General features: G+C 60.6%; 15 protein-coding genes. All 15 read left to right on the top strand.

The window, feature by feature from the left end; genetic code table 11:
• Positions 1-147 precede the first annotated feature (147 nt).
• Entirely contained in the window at positions 148-927 is a 780-nt protein-coding gene (locus ROTMU0001_RS06035) for a 16S rRNA (uracil(1498)-N(3))-methyltransferase (RefSeq protein WP_005508688.1), read from the top strand.
• 112 nt (positions 928-1,039) lie between these two features.
• Positions 1,040-2,167 (top strand): PhoH family protein, encoded by a 1,128-nt coding sequence (locus ROTMU0001_RS06030; protein ID WP_005508687.1) that lies wholly within the window; start codon positions 1,040-1,042, stop codon positions 2,165-2,167.
• Between the two features lie 3 nt (positions 2,168-2,170).
• Complete coding sequence (gene ybeY / locus ROTMU0001_RS06025; protein ID WP_005508686.1) at positions 2,171-2,692, top strand: rRNA maturation RNase YbeY; 522 nt, start codon at positions 2,171-2,173, stop codon at positions 2,690-2,692.
• Between the two features lie 9 nt (positions 2,693-2,701).
• Positions 2,702-4,156 (top strand): hemolysin family protein, encoded by a 1,455-nt coding sequence (locus tag ROTMU0001_RS06020; protein ID WP_005508685.1) that lies wholly within the window; start codon positions 2,702-2,704, stop codon positions 4,154-4,156.
• Positions 4,157-4,281: 125 nt separating this feature from the next.
• Positions 4,282-5,424 carry a GTPase Era gene (locus ROTMU0001_RS06015; protein WP_005508682.1) on the top strand — a complete coding sequence of 381 codons (1,143 nt, stop codon included), beginning with the start codon at positions 4,282-4,284 and terminating at the stop codon, positions 5,422-5,424.
• Positions 5,425-5,563: 139 nt separating this feature from the next.
• Positions 5,564-7,003: an LCP family protein gene (locus ROTMU0001_RS06010; RefSeq protein ID WP_044142714.1), complete on the top strand. Its 1,440-nt coding sequence runs from the start codon at positions 5,564-5,566 to the stop codon at positions 7,001-7,003.
• Between the two features lie 400 nt (positions 7,004-7,403).
• Complete coding sequence (gene leuA / locus ROTMU0001_RS06005) at positions 7,404-9,152, top strand: 2-isopropylmalate synthase (protein ID WP_005508679.1); 1,749 nt, start codon at positions 7,404-7,406, stop codon at positions 9,150-9,152.
• 184 nt (positions 9,153-9,336) lie between these two features.
• Positions 9,337-10,239, top strand: a complete 903-nt coding sequence (locus ROTMU0001_RS06000; RefSeq protein WP_005508678.1) for a hypothetical protein — start codon at positions 9,337-9,339, stop codon at positions 10,237-10,239.
• 232 nt (positions 10,240-10,471) lie between these two features.
• On the top strand, positions 10,472-11,320 hold the full coding sequence (locus tag ROTMU0001_RS05995; RefSeq protein ID WP_005508677.1) for an undecaprenyl-diphosphate phosphatase: 849 nt from the start codon (positions 10,472-10,474) through the stop codon (positions 11,318-11,320).
• A 158-nt stretch (positions 11,321-11,478) separates the two neighbouring features.
• The gene (gene mshC / locus ROTMU0001_RS05990) at positions 11,479-12,795 is read left to right on the top strand and encodes a cysteine--1-D-myo-inosityl 2-amino-2-deoxy-alpha-D-glucopyranoside ligase (RefSeq protein ID WP_005508676.1); all 1,317 of its coding nucleotides are present in this window, start codon (positions 11,479-11,481) and stop codon (positions 12,793-12,795) included.
• Positions 12,796-12,942: 147 nt separating this feature from the next.
• Positions 12,943-13,284, top strand: a complete 342-nt coding sequence (locus ROTMU0001_RS05985) for a type II toxin-antitoxin system RelE/ParE family toxin (protein ID WP_044142711.1) — start codon at positions 12,943-12,945, stop codon at positions 13,282-13,284.
• Between the two features lie 50 nt (positions 13,285-13,334).
• Positions 13,335-13,643 carry a helix-turn-helix domain-containing protein gene (locus ROTMU0001_RS05980; RefSeq protein ID WP_005508675.1) on the top strand — a complete coding sequence of 103 codons (309 nt, stop codon included), beginning with the start codon at positions 13,335-13,337 and terminating at the stop codon, positions 13,641-13,643.
• A gap of 254 nt (positions 13,644-13,897) precedes the next feature.
• The gene (locus ROTMU0001_RS05975) at positions 13,898-14,974 is read left to right on the top strand and encodes a tRNA (adenine-N1)-methyltransferase (protein WP_005508672.1); all 1,077 of its coding nucleotides are present in this window, start codon (positions 13,898-13,900) and stop codon (positions 14,972-14,974) included.
• A 134-nt stretch (positions 14,975-15,108) separates the two neighbouring features.
• The gene (gene arc / locus ROTMU0001_RS05970) at positions 15,109-16,935 is read left to right on the top strand and encodes a proteasome ATPase (protein WP_005508671.1); all 1,827 of its coding nucleotides are present in this window, start codon (positions 15,109-15,111) and stop codon (positions 16,933-16,935) included.
• Positions 16,936-17,051: 116 nt separating this feature from the next.
• Positions 17,052-18,863, top strand: a complete 1,812-nt coding sequence (gene dop, locus ROTMU0001_RS05965) for a depupylase/deamidase Dop (RefSeq protein WP_005508670.1) — start codon at positions 17,052-17,054, stop codon at positions 18,861-18,863.
• Positions 18,864-18,890 lie beyond the last annotated feature (27 nt).

Here is an 18,890-nt window from a genome sequence, read left to right as displayed (position 1 = left end):
CTGAGGATGCGGCGGGTGCGGTACTCAACCCGCACCCGCCGCTTTCCTGTCAGCGCTGAGCTGTACGCGCCCGCGCTAAGCTACACACCTATTTCACACTCCACCCGCACACTACCCACGCTTTCAAACCGCACCTCAAGGAGAACCATGAGCGCCCCCATCTTCTACATCAGCACGGAAGAATACGACGCACTCACCCCCGGCGCCACCTGCGCGCTCGGAGGCTCCGAAGGCAAGCACGCCCTCGTCAAGCGCCTTGAGCTCGGCGAACGCATCGACCTGGGTGACGGCACCGGCCGCCGCGCACTCGGTACGGTCGCCTCCATCAACGCGGACGGCGTGAGCGTGCTGGTGCAGGAGCTACGCGAGGAACGTAGCGTGCCCTCCATCTACCTGGTGCAGGCGCTCGCGAAGGACGGCCGCGACCTGCTCGCCATCGAAACCGCGACTGAGCTGGGCGTGTACGGTGTGCTTCCGTGGAGCGCGGACCGCTCCATCGTGCGCTGGAAGGGGGAGCGCGCCTCCAAGGCACACACCAAGTGGCAGAATACCGTCACTGCCGCGGCGAAGCAGTCGCGCCGTGCGCTCATTCCCGAAGTGTACGACCTGTACAGCACCGCCGACCTGGTCGAACTCATTGAAGAAGTTGCCGGGGAGGTCTCTGAGCAGTCCGCCGCCGTGTTCATCCTGCATGAGCAGGCGACCGAACGCCTCAGCGCCCTGGCACGCAAGCTTGTAGAGGCGGAGAACCTGCCCGAAGAGATCTACCTGCTCGTCGGCCCCGAAGGCGGCATCAGCGACCGCGAAGTGCAGCTCTTCACCGATGCCGGTGCGCAGCTGGCACTACTCGGTGACGAGGTGTTGCGTTCCTCCACCGCTGGCTCTGCCGCCATGTGCACCCTGAACGTGGTGCTGGGCCGCTGGTAGAGCGCCCGCTACTGGATTCCCTCCGATAGAACCTAGCTGACAGGAATCCACCGGTGCGTGGTGCATCACGCGCATCTATACTTGTAAATACATCACTAGCCAAGGAGCCCATATGACTACCTCCCGACCTCTCTCGACCGCGCGTACCGTATCCTTCAAGAGCGCCGCAGAAATGATCGCCGTGCTCGGCCCGCAGGACGCGCACCTGGCGATTATCGAGGACTACTTCGAGCAGATTAGCCTGCGCCCCAAGGACCTGGATGTGCTCATCACCGGCCCCTCCGGGGCCGTCAACACCGCCGCAAAGCTGCTGAACGAGCTGCGCGTACTCTCCAGCCACGACACGCAGATTACCGTGCAGGTCATTCACCGCCTCATGGGCATGCTCGGTGACGAACTGAGCAACCCGGCGCACTCGCTGTCCACCAGCATCCTCTCCACCCGCGGCACCACGATTCGCCCCAAGACCATTAACCAGAAGAAGTACGTGGACGCTATCGACGCGAACACCGTCATCTTCGGTATCGGCCCGGCGGGTACCGGTAAGACCTACCTCGCCATGGCGAAGGCTGTGCAGGCGCTGCAGACCCACGAAGTGAACCGCATTATCCTCACCCGCCCCGCCGTGGAGGCTGGCGAGCGTCTGGGCTTCCTGCCCGGCACCCTCAACGAGAAGATCGACCCGTACCTGCGCCCGCTCTACGACGCACTGCACGACATGCTCGAACCCGAAACCATCCCCAAGCTCATGGAGGCGGGCACCATTGAGGTCGCACCGCTGGCGTACATGCGTGGCCGCACCCTCAACGACGCATTCATCATCCTTGACGAGGCACAGAACACCACCGCCGAGCAGATGAAAATGTTCCTGACCCGCCTGGGCTTCGGCTCGAAGATGGTCATTACCGGTGACATCACCCAGATCGACCTGCCCGGTGGTGCCGCCTCCGGCCTGAAGCAGGTGCGCAACATTCTGCAGGGCGTGGAGGACATTCACTTCAGCATCCTGGAATCCTCCGACGTGGTTCGCCACACCCTGGTGTCGAACATTGTGTCCGCATACGACCAGTGGGGCGAAGACCAGAAGGCAATGGAACGCAAGCGCAACCGCAAGGTCAAGCGCGCCACCATCGAGGCCGCAGCCGAGAAGCTGCTGGACCGCGCCGGCATCAACGGCGGCTCCGAAAAGAACGCCGAGCAGAACCCCAACAACGCACAGACCACCCCGGAAGGACGCTAAACGGTGGCAGAGATCGAATTCGACTGTGAAGAACCCGCAACCGGTGCCGACCCGGTAACCGACGCCTTCATCCGCGAATCTTTCGAAGCGGTAGACACCGAGGTGCTCACCCGCCTCGTCGAGCACGCCTTCAAACGCATGCACCTTGCCGATGACACCTACCTGTCCATCGCCATTGTGAACGAAGACGAAATGGAACGCGTGCACATCGAGTGGATGGACCTGCCCGGCGCAACCGACGTGATGAGCTTCCCCATGGACGAGCTGGAACCGGGAACCCCCGAAAACCCCTCCAGCGGCATGCTCGGCGACATCATCCTCTGCCCGCCCGTCGCCGCACGTCAGGGCGCAGATGCGGGTCACAGCACTCTCGATGAGCTGTGCCTGCTCACCACCCACGGTATTCTGCACTGCCTGGGCTACGACCACGGCACCGCCGAAGAGGAAGCTGAAATGTTCGGCATTCAGCGCTCCATCCTCGAAGAGTTCCTGGGTCGCCCGGCACCGGTCGAAACCCGACACTAGGGGAGCGGCGTGGACATTCTACTCACAGCCCTCCTCGCCGTTCTCGCGCTCTGCCTGACCGTGGTTGCGGCAATCGCCGAAACCGCATTCACCTACCTGCCGCACAACGAGGCTGAGGAAGCAGTGGAGGCACACCCGGACACCCTCGGCGCCCGCGTCCTGCAGCGCACCCTCGACGGTGACTCCGAGGCGTACACGCACCCGCTGCGCCTGACCCGCCTCATTGCGGCAGCCGCCGCGGTGCTCGCCACCATGACCTGCCTGCTGAACCTGGTTGAGGTGCACGCGCTCGCCATCGTGCTGACCCTCGTGATTGTTGCGCTGGTGGGCTACCCGATTCTGCATGTGCTGGCGCGTGCTCTGGGACGTAACCGCCCGGTCGCGTCGATTCGTGTGCTGGCTCGCCCGGTGCACTACCTGTCGGTTCTGCTGAGCCCGGCGACCGGTCTGCTCGATAAGCTCAGTGTGCGCCTGGCGCCGGAACGTTCGGCTGAGGCCCCGGTGGGCGTGTTCGATGAGGAGGAGCTGCGCGAGTTCCTGGACCGCGCCTCCGACGCTGAAACCATCGAGGACGACGAGGCGCAGATGGTGCAGTCCGTCTTTGAGATGGACGATACCCGCATCCGTTCGCTCATGGTTCCGCGCACCGACATGCTCACCGCCAGCCGTGACACCCCTCTGCGTGAGGCGCTGAGCCTGTTCCTGCGTTCGGGTTATTCGCGTATGCCGGTGATTGGTGATTCGAGCGATGAGATTCTGGGTGTGCTCTACCTGAAGGACGCGATGCGCGCCTTCATCCTGCACGGCGAGGCTCCCGAAGGTACCGCCCTGCCGACCGTGGTTGAGCTGATGCGCCCGGCTCGTTTTGAGCCCGAGTCGAAGCGCGCCATGGACCTGCTGCGTGAGATGCAGCGTGAGTCCACGCACGTGGCGATTATTGTTGATGAGTACGGCGGCACCGCCGGTCTGATCACGCTTGAGGACCTGATTGAGGAGCTGGTCGGCGATATCTCTGACGAGTACGATCACGAACGCCCTGAGTACACGCTGAACGATGACGGCACGTTCCGTCTCTCTGCCCGTCTGGGTATTGATGAGCTGGGCGAGATTTTCGGTCGTGAACTCGACGATGAAGATGTTGATACGGTGGGTGGCCTGCTCGCTAAGCATCTGGGTATGGTGCCGATTGTTGGTTCTGAGATTGAGATTGACGGCATTCATATCCGTGCGATTGGTTCGTCGGGCCGCCGCCACCAGGTGGACATGTTGCAGGCGTGGTACGAGCCGCCTCGTGATGAGCAGGAGAGCGCTGAGGGTTCCTCGGAGCCTCATTCCGCGGAGGTTGCTGACATCCTCACCATGGATACGGAGCCGCCCGCTGTGGCTGAGCCGCATGCGCATCCGGATCTTCCGGGAGATGCTGCAGAGGCTGAACCTGCAATCGATCAGCACGGCAACCGCTAGATATCGAATATAGACGCCGCATTTTCCCTAACACACTTTGAGTCGGCCGCCCCGCCCCGGAAGGCGCAGGCAGATGAGGCTGGCATCCCATACACCCCGCACGGGGTTTGATAAGGAGAAACACAATGGACCAGGAGTACACCCCGCTCGATTTGAGCACTCTGGACTTGAGCACCCCGCTGCCGACCTACCCGGCGGATTTCCGTTCGGGCTTCGCGTCGCTGGTGGGCCGCCCGAATGCGGGTAAGTCTACTCTGACGAACGCTATGGTCGGTCAGAAGGTGGCTATCACCTCGAACCGTCCGCAGACGACCCGCCACACGATCCGCGGTATTGTGCACAAGGACGAGTACCAGCTGATTCTGGTGGACACCCCGGGTATTCACCGCCCCCGCACTCTGCTGGGTGAGCGTCTGAACGACCTGGTGGCGAGCACTCTTTCGCAGGTGGATGTGCTGGGCTTCTGCATTCCGGCGAATGAGAAGATTGGCCCGGGTGACCGTTACATTGCGTCGCAGCTGGTGGCGTCGAGCAATAAGCCGGTGGTTGCTATTGTGACGAAGGCTGACACTGTGAGCTCTGAGGAGCTGCGTGAGCAGCTGCTGGCTGTTGAGGCGCTCGGCGAGGAGGTCATGAGCGCTGAGCGTGCGGCTCGTGCTAAGCGTGCCGCGCATCGTGCGAAGCAGAAGGGTAAGGGCGGCAAGAATGATGCTGTGCCTTTCGCGAAGGGTTCGGGTCCTGCGGCTAAGCGCCGTGCCGGTGAGGTTGCTGAGCCGATGCCGGTTGACGGTAAGGGCGGCTGGGCTGCGATTATCCCGGTGTCTGCTGTGAAGCATTTCCAGGTGGATGCGGTTGCTGACCTGCTGGCGCAGTACACTCCGCTGTCGCCGCCGCTGTACCCGGAGGGTGAGCTGACCGATGAGCCGGAGGCAACCCTCATCGCGGAGCTGGTGCGTGAGGCTGCTCTGGAGGGTGCGCGTGAGGAGCTGCCCCACTCGATTGCTGTGACGGTTGAGGAGATGGAGTTCCGTGAGGGCCGCCCGGCGGATAACCCGCTGCTGGATGTGCATGTGAACCTGTATGTGGAGCGTGAGTCGCAGAAGTACATCATTATCGGTAAGGGCGGCTCGAATCTGCGCAAGATTGGTACGAAGGCTCGTGAGCAGATTGAGGCGATGCTCGGTACCCGCATTTATTTGAATATTCATGTGAAGGTTGCGAAGGAGTGGCAGTCTGACGCGCGTGCGTTGAACCGCCTGGGATTCTAGTAGGCATCCTTGTTTTCACCCGGTGGCTTGCAGAAATATGTGCATGCCTCCGGGTGAAACTTTTCACTCTCATTCGGCGCTCATAGGGAAGAGTGTTACTCTGAGAAAGCACTTGCTCACCGGCAGAAAGAGAAAAGGTATGCCCCAGGCACCTCGTTTACGAAGCACCGGTCGTCATATGCGCACGACGGTGCTGACCTCAAACCGCAATAAGTGGATTGCTCTGCTTACTGCTTGCATGCTCGTCATTGTTGTTGGCTTTGGTGGCGTGTTGGCTCTGCGTATGCGCAATAATCTGCATACTCAGGAGCTGAACATCAGCAATTACAAGGACGGCCTGGAGAACGGCGCCTTGGACATTCTCGTGATTGGCTCCGATACCCGTAAGGGTAATAACGGTGCGTACGGTGATGAGGATGACCGCAATTCTGAGGCTCGCGCGGACGTGATGATGCTGCTGCAGATCAGCAAGGACCGTAAGAACGTGAGCGTGCTGTCGTTCCCGCGTGACTTGATGGTTGATGTGCCGCAGTGTACTGATCCTGAGAGCGGCACCGTGTACCCGGCTGAGGAGAACGTTCAGATTAACGAGTCTCTGTCTCGCGGTGGTGCCGGTTGTACTGTGGCGACCATTAGCAAGCTGACCGGTGTGAATATTGACCACTTCATGTTGGTGGACTTTAACGCTGTGAAGGAGCTGTCGAAGGTTGTTGGCGGCGTTCAGGTGTGTGTGGACGCTCCGATTGATGACGAGTACAGTGGCCTGAAGCTTCCTGCCGGTACTTCTTCGGTTGAGGGTGAGCAGGCTCTTGCGTTCTTGCGTAGCCGCCACGGCTTCTCGGATGGTTCCGATATTGGTCGTATTCAGGCTCAGCAGGGCTTCTTGTCTTCGCTGCTGCGTAAGGTGAAGAGCGAGGGTACTCTGTCGAATCCGGGCCGTCTGATTAACATTGCTGAGGCGATTACTCAGAACGTGACGGTGGATAAGAATCTGGGTAATATCAGCACTCTGGTGGGTGTTGGTGCGACTCTTGGTGGCGTGGACCTGTCGAATGTTGTGTTTGCGACGGTGCCGACTGAGCCGTGGAGCCAGGATGCGAACCGCCTGCAGGTTTCTGCGGATGCTGCGAACGTGTTCCAGCGTCTGCGTGACGATAAGTCGCTGAAGGAGGAGAAGGCTCCGGAGGCGCCGGCTACTTCTGCCGCTCCGGTTCAGCTGGATCGTACGGTTCCGGTGAGCGTGTACAACGCGACCGGTCTGGATGGCCGCTCGGCTACGATCGCTTCGGTGGTTGAGGGCTTGGGCTACTCGAATGTTACTCCGGGTACTTCGGCTAACCCGACGAACTTCACCACGGTGTTCTACTCGACCGGTTACGAGGCGGAGGCGAAGGAAATCGCCGCAAAGCTGAACGTGACCCGAGTGGTGGCGACCGAAGAGGTTCAGGGCGTGTCGGTGACGATTGGTACTGACTTCCCGTCCGGTGAGGCGATGGAGAAGCAGGAGGCTGCGATTGCGGGTAACGCGACCGGTCAGACTGCTGATCAGAATAAGTGCCAGACTGCTTTCGCCTACTAGGTTCTAGCTAGGGTATAGCACAGATGCGTGAATATTGAGTGAGGGGCGTAGCGCCAGTAATGGTGGCTGCGCCCCTTTGCCGTTAATTCTTTCCAGATGATGGACGGCTTCCCGGGTGCCCTGCCACCGCCTCCGACCCCTGTGATAGCGTGGAGGCATGACTATTGACGGTGAGAGCATGCGCGGGGTTACCCGCCAGGCAGTGAACCTGCTGCTTATTCGCCGGAACGGGGCACGCTAGAATCTGCCGCAACCGTTCCGGCTTTTTGACGCGGCATCTCACCTTTGCATCCTTTCTGATGCACCGCCTTGACCACGGCTGCCGGGGACCGATACCCGGCACGGTACGAGCCCCACAATTGGGGTAGAGCGAGACGGACCAACCAACAGGAAATTCATCATGAAAAACCACCAGAAGCCCAGCCCCATGCCGGTACACAAGTACCGCCCTTTCCACGAGCAGATTGTTGTTGACCTGCCGGACCGCACCTGGCCGGATAAGGTCATTGAGAAGGCTCCGCGCTGGTGCGCAGTGGATCTGCGTGACGGCAACCAGGCGCTGATTGATCCCATGGACACCGACCGTAAGCTTGCGATGTTCAAGCTGCTGGTGAAGATGGGTTACAAGGAAATTGAGGTTGGTTTCCCTTCGGCGTCGCAGACTGACTTTGATTTTGTGCGCACTCTCGTTGAGGACGGCCACATTCCTTCGGATGTGACCATTCAGGTTCTGGTGCAGGCTCGTGAGCACCTGATTGCCCGCACTTTTGAGGCGATTGAGGGCGCGCCGCAGGCGATTGTGCACTTCTACAACTCGACCTCCGTGCTGCAGCGTCGCGTGGTGTTCAACCAGGATCAGGAGGGCGTGCTGGATATCGCCCTGCAGGGTGCGCGCCTGTGCCGCAAGTACGAAGAGCAGATGATCTCTGACACTAAGGTTATCTACGAGTACTCGCCTGAGTCCTTCACCGGCACTGAGCTGGAGTACGCGGCTCGCGTGGTGAACGCTGTGGCTGAGGAGCTGGAGGTCGGTCAGAACGGCCGCGAGCTGATTGTGAACCTGCCCGCTACCGTTGAGATGGCTACCCCGAACGTGTACGCCGACTCTGTCGAGTGGATGCACCGCAACCTGAACCACCGCGAGCACATTGTGCTGTCGCTGCACCCGCACAATGACCGCGGTACCGGCGTGGCTGCTGCTGAGCTGGGCTACCTGGCGGGTGCTGACCGTATTGAGGGTTGCCTCTTCGGTAATGGCGAGCGCACCGGTAACGTTGACCTGGTGACTTTGGGTCTGAATATGTACACCCAGGGTATTGATCCGCAGATTGATTTCTCTGATATTGACGGTATCCGTAAGACTGTTGAATACTGCAACCAGTTGAAGGTGCATGAGCGTTCGCCGTATGGTGGCGACCTGGTGTTCACTGCGTTCTCTGGTTCTCACCAGGACGCTATTAAGAAGGGCTTTGAGGCTCTGGAGCGTACCGCGGCTGAGGCGGGTAAGACCGTGGATGAGGTGTACTGGGAGGTTCCGTACCTGCCGATTGATCCTCGCGATCTGGGTCGTACCTATGAGGCGATTATTCGTGTGAACTCGCAGTCCGGTAAGGGCGGCATGGCGTACCTGCTGAAGCAGGATCACGGCCTGGATCTGCCGCGTCGTGCTCAGGTTGAGTTCTCGAAGATTGTTCAGGCTCGTACTGACGCTGAGGGCGGCGAGATGACCAGCCAGAAGCTGTGGAACATCTTCGCGGATGAGTACCTGCCCGCAACCGACACGGAGAAGCGTTGGGGTAAGTACCGTATTGAGTCGATTAACATTGATTCGGCTGATACCGGTGCGACTACTCTGCGTGTTGGTCTGAACATTGATGGTCACACGTACACTCGTTCGGCTTCGGGTACCGGTCCGGTGGATGCTCTGCAGAACATCCTTTCGGGCGAGGGCGTGGATATTCGCGTGATGGATTACTCGGAGCACACCATGTCGTCTTCGTCGACTGCTAACGCTGCCTGCTACGTTGAGGCTGCTGTTGGTTCTCGCGTGCTGTGGGGTATCGGTGTGGACAACTCGACGACTCGTGCGGCGTTGAAGGCGATGATTTCGGCTGTGAACCGTGCGCTGCGTGATGAGCGTCAGGCGTAGGCGATAGCCGTACATGCTTTGTGCAAGGTTTGCGGGTGACCGCTGGCTGATGACCGTTGACCGTGCATGATGTGGGGGCGGGATGCATACTGGGAGTATGTATCCCGCCCTTACGCGTTAATGTGCGCAGGTGTTGTGTGCATCGGCGTGCTGTGGGGCGAATAATCTGCTGGGAGGAACTCTCATGAAAAGCTACGCGATGGTGTTTAGCCCCGTTGATGCGGCGGGCACCGATTCTTCTGTCCGGGCCTGGAATTATGAGCTGCGCGGTGGTGATGATACTGCTCTGCCTGCCGGTTCTGCCGAAGTGTGGGAGGCTGGGTGGGTGGGTTCGACCGGTCCCGGTATTGAGCAGGATCAGTGGCCGCGCAGTACGTTTACTGGTTTGCCGATGCAGCATATTTTTACGGTGAGGTTGCCGGGGGAGTACCTGCCGGATGCGCAGAAGTATCCGGGTGTGGTGGCGTTCTCTTTCTTCGCTGGTGATGGCCAGTTCGCTGAGGATGAGGCGACTGAGGGTGTTGCTAATGCTGCTAGTGATGACCCGTTTGAGGTGCAGTATGCGCAGGCGCGGGTGCATCCGTATCAGTTGTTGTTGCGCGATATTTTGGATGCCGAGTTTGCGGTGCTGTACCTGAGCGAGGAGGAGTTCTCGTCCCGTACGGAGCCGCCGCAGGATGTGCGCCGGCCCGGTGAGCATCGCGGTGAGGAGGAGAGCTTCAGCGCCTGGGCTTTGGCGGATCGTCAACAGCCGCTGGACCGTAAGCCTGCTCTTGTGGGGTGGGTTCCGACGGATGACCCGAATGCCGGTAAGGTCCCCAGTGATGTGTTTGAGAATGTGGACTCGCAGACTGGTTATTTGAGTCCTTTCGATTGGGATGCGGAGGATTCGGCGTGGTTTGAGTGGGCGAAGCCGCTGATTGCGGTGGGTACTCACCTGGGTGGCACTCATTTTTATGCGCAGGCTCTGCCGGAGGGTCTGACGGCTCGTTATATTGAGTTCGATGAGTTTGATGTGCTGAATTTTGGGTGCGGTAGCGCTGTTTTTGATTTTGAGACTGGTGTTTTTGACTGGTCGTGCGGCTAGTGTGCTTGCGCCGTTGACGCACCTTCGACGCGCCGGAGAGCGCGCATTTGAGGTGTTTGTACGGCTTCCTCGAGCCATGGATGAGCCGTAGATAAGCCCCGGTTGCACCGCGGTGTACCGCTTGAACCGGCACCCTGAGCGTTTCACAGTGTGGACGGGGCGGTTTGCGGAGGTTCCACATCACCTTCGGTGAACCGCCCCGGGCGGGCGCGCCTCCTGTATCCTTGAATGCGTGGAATGGATTCAAGCAATTATTTTGGGCTTTGTTCAGGGCCTGACCGAATTTCTGCCGATTTCATCATCGGCGCATCTGAACATTGTTGGCCAGATCCTGCCGGAGAAGGCTGACCCGGGCGCCGCGTTTACCGCAATCACCCAGCTGGGTACTGAGACTGCGGTTCTGATCTTCTTCTGGCGCGATATTGTTCGCATCCTGAAGGCGTGGTTTGGTGCTCTTGCCGGCCGCGTGCCGCGTAACGATCCGGATGCCCGCATGGGTTGGCTGATTATTATTGGCTCTCTGCCTATCGGTGTTCTGGGTCTGCTGTTGGAAGACTACATTGACACCCAGTTCCGTAGCCTGTGGATTGTGGCGACTATGCTGATTGTCTTCGCTGTGTTCCTGGGTCTTGCGGACCGTTTCGGCCGCGAGCAGCGTGAGCTGAAGGACCTGACGTTCCGTCACGGCCTGCTGTACGGTTGCGCGCAGGCGCTGGCACTGATTCCGGGTGTTTCTCGTTCGGGCGGTACGATTACTGCGGGTCTGTTCATGGGTTACACCCGTGAGGCTGCGGCACGTTACTCGTTCCTTCTGGCGATGCCCGCCGTGTTCATGTCTGGCCTGTACAAGACCTTCAAGGTGGTCACCGGCGAGGAGGCTACCGGCTTCTACGGTATCCCGTCGACTATCGTGGCTACTCTGGTTGCGTTCGTGGTGGGTTACCTGATGATTGGCTGGTTCCTGAAGTACGTGTCTTCGAAGTCCTACGGCATTTTCATCTGGTACCGCATTGCGCTCGGTATCCTGATTTTCGTTGGCCTGGGCACTGGCGTTCTGAACGCTACTTCTTCGGCGTTCTAAGGCTTTAGCCCTCAGCGTGATATGACATACCCGTCCGTGAGTTTCTCACGGGCGGGTATTCTTATTGGAGTAGATTTTTTGGCACCCGCATGCCTTGAGGTTGGGCGGCGGGTGTGGCGCGTCCACCGGTTGTGGGCGTTTTTACGGAAAGGAAACCCATGCGAGCTTGGGATGCCCCCGCCTCTGTGACTCTGCCCGGTCAGGCTGCGCTGCCGCGCATTTTTGATACTTCTGCCGGTGAGATTGTTCAGGTTCAGGAGGATAAGGCGGCGAGCCTGTACGTTTGCGGTATCACCCCGTACGACGCAACGCATATGGGTCACGCCTCCACCTATGTTGCTTTTGACTTGCTGCACCGCGCCTGGCTGGATGCGGGCGTGCCGGTCACCTACGTGCAGAACGTGACCGATGTGGACGACCCGCTGCTTGAGCGTGCGACCGCGACGAACGTGGATTGGCGCGAGCTGGCTGAGGATCAGACGGAGCTGTTCCGCACCGACATGAAGGCGCTGAACGTGATTCCGCCGGCTCACTATGTGGGCGTGGTGGAGTCCATTGAGTGGCTGTTCCCGCTGATTGAGGACCTGTTCCGCCGCGGCCTGGCGTACCGCGTACCCGGTTTCACGGATGAGCAGGGTGTGGTGCATCCTGACGGTGACGTGTACCTGGATCTGAAGGCTGTGCGTGAGCTGCCCGCGAACGCTGAGGGCTACTCGTGGGCGCCGGGCGAGGTCTGCCACTTGAGCCGTGATGAGATGCTGGAGATTTTCGCTGAGCGCGGCGGCGACCCGAACCGTGCCGGTAAGCGTGACGCACTGGATCCGCTGCTGTGGCGTGTTGAGCGTGAGGGCGAGCCGAGCTGGGATGCCGGCGAGCTGGGCGCGGGCCGCCCGGGCTGGCATATTGAGTGCACGATGATTGCCCGCCGTTTTGTGGATGGTTCGCTGACTGTTCAGGCGGGCGGTAACGACCTGACCTTCCCGCACCATGATTTGGGTGCGGGCCATTCGTGGGCTGTGTCTGCACGCCCGCACGCTAAGCATTACGCGCACACCGGCATGGTCGGTTTGGACGGCCACAAGATGAGCAAGTCCCGCGGTAACCTGGTGCTGGTTTCGCGTCTGCGCGCGGCAGGTGAGGACGCGAACGCGGTGCGTCTGGCGATTATGGGTCAGCATTACCGTTCGGATTGGTTCTGGACTGATGAGCTGCTGGAGCACGCGAAGGCCCGCCTGGATACGTACCGTCATGCGGTGTCGGTGGCTGAGGGCCGTGAGGGTTCCGAAGGTGTCACCGATGAGGCGGCTGTTGAGCTGCTGGCCGCTGTGCGTGAGGCGCTCGGCGAGGACCTGAACGCTCCGGCGGCGTTGGCGGCTGTGGATGCGTGGGCTGTGAAGGCTCTGGCGGACACCACCGTCGGCGGTGGCGCGCTGGTGCGTGACATCCTGGCGGCACGCCTGGGCGTGGTCCTCTAGGGACAACACCCCACGAAACGTTGAAGCGCAGGAGCGGCGCTACGGTGTGAAAGCCGTGGCTGCCGCCCTGCGCTTTTCTGCGCCTTCAATACACTTTTACATTTCAACCGTATTGAAAATACAACCTACAGGGTTTATTCTTGGAGTATGTGGAACATCGACTTCCGGTATATTCAATCCTGGCTTCAAGAGCTAAGTGACGATGACTACGAGCAGGTAGTTGCCTCTCTTCAGGTTCTTGAAAGGGAAGGCCCTGCTCTTGGCAGGCCCCTGGTTGACAACATCAAATATTCAACTATTAAAAATCTCAAGGAGCTCAGGCCAGGCTCCTCAGGTCAAAGTAAAATACGCATACTTTTTGTGTTTGATCCCCGAAGGCAAGCCGTTATGCTCGTTGCAGGAGATAAGTCGGGAAACTGGAATAAGTGGTACCGCACGAACGTTCCTCGTGCTGAACAAATCTACAAAGAGCATCTACGTAATTTATAAGACTGCATGGTCTTACCCACACACAACACCATTTGGAAGGAGGACGAAAAATGACTACATCAGTAATGGACGAACTGTACGCTCTTCGTCCCTACAACCGTGAAGCTGTTGACGCGCTCACCGAAGAGATGATTGCAGAAGTACGTGCATATCGACTCCGTGAACTTCGAGAGCAGGCCCAGATGACTCAGCAAAATATTGCTGCTGAGCTGAATGTCTCTCAGAACAGCGTGTCCAAGTTGGAACGAGGCGACCTTGATAAGACTCAAATCAGCACTCTTAAGCGCTACATTGAGGCACTCGGTGGCAAACTGAGTATCGAGGCAAATTTTGGAGATACCTCATATCGTCTTGCATAGATAGTAAAAAGTGCGGGGAGTAGTACCACGGTGATAATCGTGAGCACTACCCTCGTGCTTTTTTATACCTGCGTTTTCCACTGTATCCAGGGCTGACCGCACAAGAAACCAGCTTCCCGGTTATCACGCCCGCGGGGTAATGCGCCACAGCCGATTTGCAGACTCCGCTAAAATAGAAAAGGACTTTTTCCGTCCACAGTTCGCCGCAAAGCGCGAACAGCACAGACTGACCCAAACCCGAGGAGAATCACCCCGTGAGCAGCGGCACCCACACCCCCACCGGCGCAATCAACCGCCGCGGCCCCTTCCGCCCCGGCGAGCGCGTCCAAATCACTGACGAACGCGGCCGCATCACCACCATCACCCTCGCCGAAGGCGGCGAATACCACTCCCACAAGGGCTTCCTCAAGCACGACGACCTCATCGGCGCACCCGAAGGCACCGTCATCCCCAACACTCACGGCATCCTCTACCAGGCGCTGCGCCCCCTCTACAAGGACTTCGTGCTCTCCATGCCGCGCGGCGCAGCCGTCGTCTACCCCAAGGACGCCGCCCAGATCATCGTCAAGGCAGACATCTTCCCCGGCGCACGCGTCGTCGAGGCCGGCGTCGGCTCCGGCGCACTGTCCATCGCGCTGCTGCGTGCAGTCGGCGACTACGGTTGCGTGCACTCCTTCGAACGTCGTGAAGAGTTCGCAGACGTTGCCCGCGGCAACATTGAAACCATGTTCGGTGGCCCCCACCCGGCGTGGAAGCTGAGCATCGGCGACCTGCAGGACACCCTGCCGCAGGTTGAGGAGCCCGGCAGCGTCGACCGCGTCGTACTCGACATGCTCGCACCCTGGGAATGCCTGGACGCTGTTGCGGAGGCGCTCGCACCCGGCGGCGTGCTCATCTGCTACGTTGCGACCGTAACCCAGATGTCCCGCCTGGTTGAGGGCATGCGCCTGGACGGCCGCTTCACCGAACCCGAATGCGACGAAACCATTGTGCGCGGCTGGCACGTGGAGGGCCTGGCGGTCCGCCCCGACCACCGCATGGTTGCACACACTGCGTTCCTGGTCGTGGCTCGTCGCCTGGCTGACGGTGCGGTGCGTCTGGCACCGAAGCGTCGCGCGTCCAAGACTGACTTCTCTGAAGAGGATATGAACGCGTGGATCCCCATGAACGTGGGTGAGCGTGAGGTGACCGATAAGAAGATTCGCCGCGCAGCCCGCGATGCGAAGAACCTTGCCGCTCACGCCGCACGCGCAAACGAGATTGCGCTGGAACAAAACGGCGGCGCGCAGAACGACAGCGCAGCAGCTGAGGCGACTGATTCCGCCGAATAATTTGAACCACCTTTGACCTGCGGGGGCACGGGCGTTGCCTGGAGCCCCCGCAGTGCACTCACCAGGCTACTCACTGTGCCCAACCACCCGCACCGAGTAGCCGCCGATTAGGACGAACAGCTAAAGGAGCTACCGTGTCCACCCACGAATCTGCAGATCAGGCAGGAACCCCCCAGTACGGCACCGCCCACAGTGCAGCCAGCGCGGCACCGCACTACTCGGCTGCTTTCGGGTCGACCTCCCTGCCCGGCAGTCAGCCCGTCAGCGCGCAGGAGTATGATGCCGTGCTGCGTCGACTCTCCGCGGCGGAGGCAACCCGCGACAATATGAGCCGACAGATTCGTGGTGCGGGGGAGAAGAACCGCAAGCTCGTTGAGGCAATCACCAGCATGCGCTACCAGGTGGAGCGTCTGCGCGCCTCCCTGTCGCAGAATGTTATGCCGCCGCTGAATTCGGCGATTGTGCTGGCGGTGCATGAGGGTCAGACCATGACCTACGAGCAGGTCGCGGACGATAAGACTCCCGCCGAGATTGACACCTACCTGGATGTTCAGGTGAGCGGCCGCATGATGCGTATTCCCGTGTCCCCGCTCATTGACCTGTCTACGCTGACCCCCGGCATGACCGTGCTGCTCAACGACAAGACGGAGGCGGTGCTCGCCCTGGACACCGAGCCCTTCGGTGACGTGGTGACCGTGCGTGAGGTGCTGGATGAGCAGCGCGTGCTGGTTGATACGTCCTCGGGTGCTCAGCAGGTGGCGCGTGTGGCTGGTTCCCTCGACATTGAGCAGCTGCGCACAGGGGATGCGGTCACCCTTGACACGCGCACCCGCATGCTGACCTCGCAGGTTCCCGCTTCCCGTTCGCAGGAGCTGGTTCTGGAAGAGATTCCGGACGTCACCTACGAGCAGATTGGTGGCCTGGGCGCGCAGATCGAGCAGATTCGCGACGCGGTGGAGCTGCCGTACCTGCACCCCGAGATTTTTGAGCGCTACCACCTGGCGCCGCCCAAGGGCATTCTGCTGTACGGTCCTCCCGGTAACGGTAAGACCATGATTGCTAAGGCTGTGGCGAACTCCCTGGCGGCTCGTGCGGCTGCGCTGAACCCGGGTTCGGCTACTCGCGGCTACTTCTTGAACATTAAGGGCCCCGAGCTGCTCGATAAGTTCGTGGGCGAGACCGAGCGTCAGATCCGCGATATTTTCGTGGCCGCCCGTGAGAAGGCGGAGGCGGGCCACCCGGTTGTCGTGTTCTTTGACGAGATGGAGTCGCTGTTCCGTATGCGCGGTTCGGGTCGTTCCTCCGATATTGAGACGACCATCGTGCCGCAGCTGCTGGCCGAAATTGACGGTGTGGAGTCACTGCAGAACGTCATCGTCATTGGTGCGACCAACCGTGAAGACCTCATCGATGCCGCGGTGATGCGCCCGGGCCGACTCGACCTGAAGATTCGCATTAACCGCCCGGATGCCGCCGGTGCGGCAGAGATTTTCGGCCTGTACCTGACCGAGGACCTGCCCCTGGACGCTGCGGAGGTGGCCGCCGCCGGTTCGACCCGCGCCGCCCTGACCGCGATGATTGCGGCGGCGGCAGGTCAGCTGTACGCGCGCACCCCCTCCACGGCGTACGCTGTGGCGACCGTGGATTCTTCCATGGTCGTTGGTTCTGGTGCGAGCGCGAACCTGTCCACGCACACGCTGTACCGCGGCGATTTCGCTTCGGGTGCGGTGATTCGCAATATTGTGGACCGCGCGAAGAAGGCCGCGATTAAGGAGCAGCTGCAGGCGCTGACCGCCGGTGCGGACGCTTCGAGTGTGGGTATTGGTACCCGTCACCTGCTGGAGGCGGTACGCGCCGAGTTCGAGGATCAGGTGGACTTGCCGCCGCTGCCCGATATTGAGGATGCGCTCACCGTCGCCGGTGTGCGTGGCCGCCTGGTGTCGGTGGAGCCGCCGCGCTAAACCGCGCGCCCACTCAACCGTGCGCTTAGCCCACACCGCGCGCTTATCCCGCATCAACCCAGCATTACCGCAGGTCCAAAGCCTTTAGATGGTATAGAACTTTTCAGGAGAACCCCATGAACTCCACCCCCAGTTACGGCGTGCACCGCATTATGGGTGCCGAAACCGAGTACGGCGTCATCGCCCCCTCCGCGCCGGGCACCAACCCGACCGTGCTGTCCGCCCTGGTGGTCAACACCTACGCCAAGCTCGCGTTCCGCCGCGGCGCCGCTTTCCGCGAGCAGCTGCAGCGCCGCGCCCTGGCGGATGAGCTGACCGCCGAGCAGGCACGCCAGGCAGAGAACTACTCGACCACCACCCCCGAGGGTCAGTGGCTGGGTGAGTCCGAATCGCCGCTGCGTGATGCGTTCGGTCAGGTTCAGGACGCCTCCACCGCCCACTCGAGCCAGATGACGCACACCCGCACCGAGCTGACCAGCGAAGATATCGCCCTGGAGATTATGCGCGAGGCTGGCGTGCAGGCACCGGGTGAGCCCGCCGAGCCGCGTAGCGCTCTGGATGCGCTCGCCGGTGTGCACGGCCGCGGTGGTTTCCCGGAGCGCTTGGATTGGGACCGCGTGACCATGAACGCGATTCTGCCCAATGGTGCGCGTCTGTATGTGGATCACGCGCATCCGGAGTATTCGTCACCGGAGGTTCTGACCCCCGCCGACGCGGTGCTCTATGACGCTGCCGGTGACGCGCTGGCGTACGAGTCGCTGGTGGAGCTGGGCAACCACGCGCAGGATTTGCCGCAGGTGAAGCTGTACAAGAACAACACCGACTCGAAGGGCCAGTCGTACGGCGCCCACGAAAACTACCTGATTAGCCGTGATGTTCCGTTTGAGCAGGTTGCGGAGGCGCTCCTGCCGTTCTTTGCGACCCGCGCGATTTTTACGGGTGCGGGCCGTGTGGGTATTGGTACGCACGGTGAGGTTCCGGGTTTTCAGATTAGTTCGCGTGCTGATTTCTTTGAGCGCACGATTGGTCTGGAGACCACGATTCGCCGCCCGATTGTGAATACGCGCGATGAGCCGCATGCGGATGAGGCGAAGTACCGCCGCCTGCACGTGATTCCGGCGGACGCGAACATGTCGCACTATTCGAACCTGTTGAAGTTTGGTACGGCGGCGCTGGTGATGAACCTGATTGAGTCGCACAGCGAGCAGCACCCCGTACTGCCGGGTGTGCGCCTGTCCGATCCGGTGGCGGCGATGCACGCGGTCAGCCACGATTTGTCGCTGTCGGTTCAGCTGCCGCTGGCGCCGTCTTCGGCGACCCTGCCGAACCCGGTGTCCACGAGTGGTTCGGCGAGCGCCCTGCAGATTCAGCGCGCCTACTATGAGGCCTCCCGTGCGCACGAGGAGTCGAACCCGGCGGGTGTGGATGCTGCGACCGCGCAGATCCTCAACCTGTGGGGCGAGGTTCTGTACGCCCTGGAAACCAACCCGCTCTCGCTGGCGGATCGTCTGGATTGGGTGGCGAAGTATGCGCTGGTGCGCGGTTATGTCGCTCAGGGCGTAGATTATGCGAATCCGAAGTTGAAGGCTTTGGATTTGCAGTACGCTGATATTGACCCGTCGAAGAGCCTGTATCACCGTCTGGTGGCGCGTGGCCGTATGCGTACGCTGTTCTCTGCTGAGCAGATTGAGCGTGCGACAACCGAGCCGCCGCGTGAGACTCGCGCGTTTTTGCGTGGCACGTTGATGGCGCGTTGGCCGGAGGAGATTCTGGGTATTAACTGGGATACGGTGTCCTGCCGTGGCAGGTATTCGAAGGATCTGACTCGTTTTACGATGATGGAGCCGACCCGGTACGGTGCCGCCCAGGTGGAGCCGCTGCTGGATGAGGTGAACCATTCGGATGAGCTGCTGAACCGCCTGCGCTAGTAGCACCCCCCTAAACCCACATAAACT

It is taken from the genome of Rothia mucilaginosa ATCC 25296 (assembly GCF_000175615.1).
Classification (GTDB): Bacteria; Actinomycetota; Actinomycetes; order Actinomycetales; family Micrococcaceae; genus Rothia; species Rothia mucilaginosa.
This window is presented reverse-complemented; position numbering and strand designations above follow the sequence as displayed.

Bases quoted from the DNA above. Each gene is read 5' to 3' on its own strand.
- ROTMU0001_RS06000 (WP_005508678.1), top strand. From the start codon at position 9,337: ATGAAAAGCTACGCGATGGTGTTTAGCCCCGTTGATGCGGCGGGCACC.
- leuA (WP_005508679.1), top strand. From the start codon at position 7,404: ATGAAAAACCACCAGAAGCCCAGCCCCATGCCGGTACACAAGTACCGC.
- ROTMU0001_RS06015 (WP_005508682.1), top strand. From the start codon at position 4,282: ATGGACCAGGAGTACACCCCGCTCGATTTGAGCACTCTGGACTTGAGC.
- ROTMU0001_RS06010 (WP_044142714.1), top strand. From the start codon at position 5,564: ATGCCCCAGGCACCTCGTTTACGAAGCACCGGTCGTCATATGCGCACG.
- ROTMU0001_RS05985 (WP_044142711.1), top strand. From the start codon at position 12,943: ATGTGGAACATCGACTTCCGGTATATTCAATCCTGGCTTCAAGAGCTA.
- ROTMU0001_RS06030 (WP_005508687.1), top strand. From the start codon at position 1,040: ATGACTACCTCCCGACCTCTCTCGACCGCGCGTACCGTATCCTTCAAG.
- dop (WP_005508670.1), top strand. From the start codon at position 17,052: ATGAACTCCACCCCCAGTTACGGCGTGCACCGCATTATGGGTGCCGAA.
- ROTMU0001_RS06035 (WP_005508688.1), top strand. From the start codon at position 148: ATGAGCGCCCCCATCTTCTACATCAGCACGGAAGAATACGACGCACTC.
- mshC (WP_005508676.1), top strand. From the start codon at position 11,479: ATGCGAGCTTGGGATGCCCCCGCCTCTGTGACTCTGCCCGGTCAGGCT.
- ROTMU0001_RS05980 (WP_005508675.1), top strand. From the start codon at position 13,335: ATGACTACATCAGTAATGGACGAACTGTACGCTCTTCGTCCCTACAAC.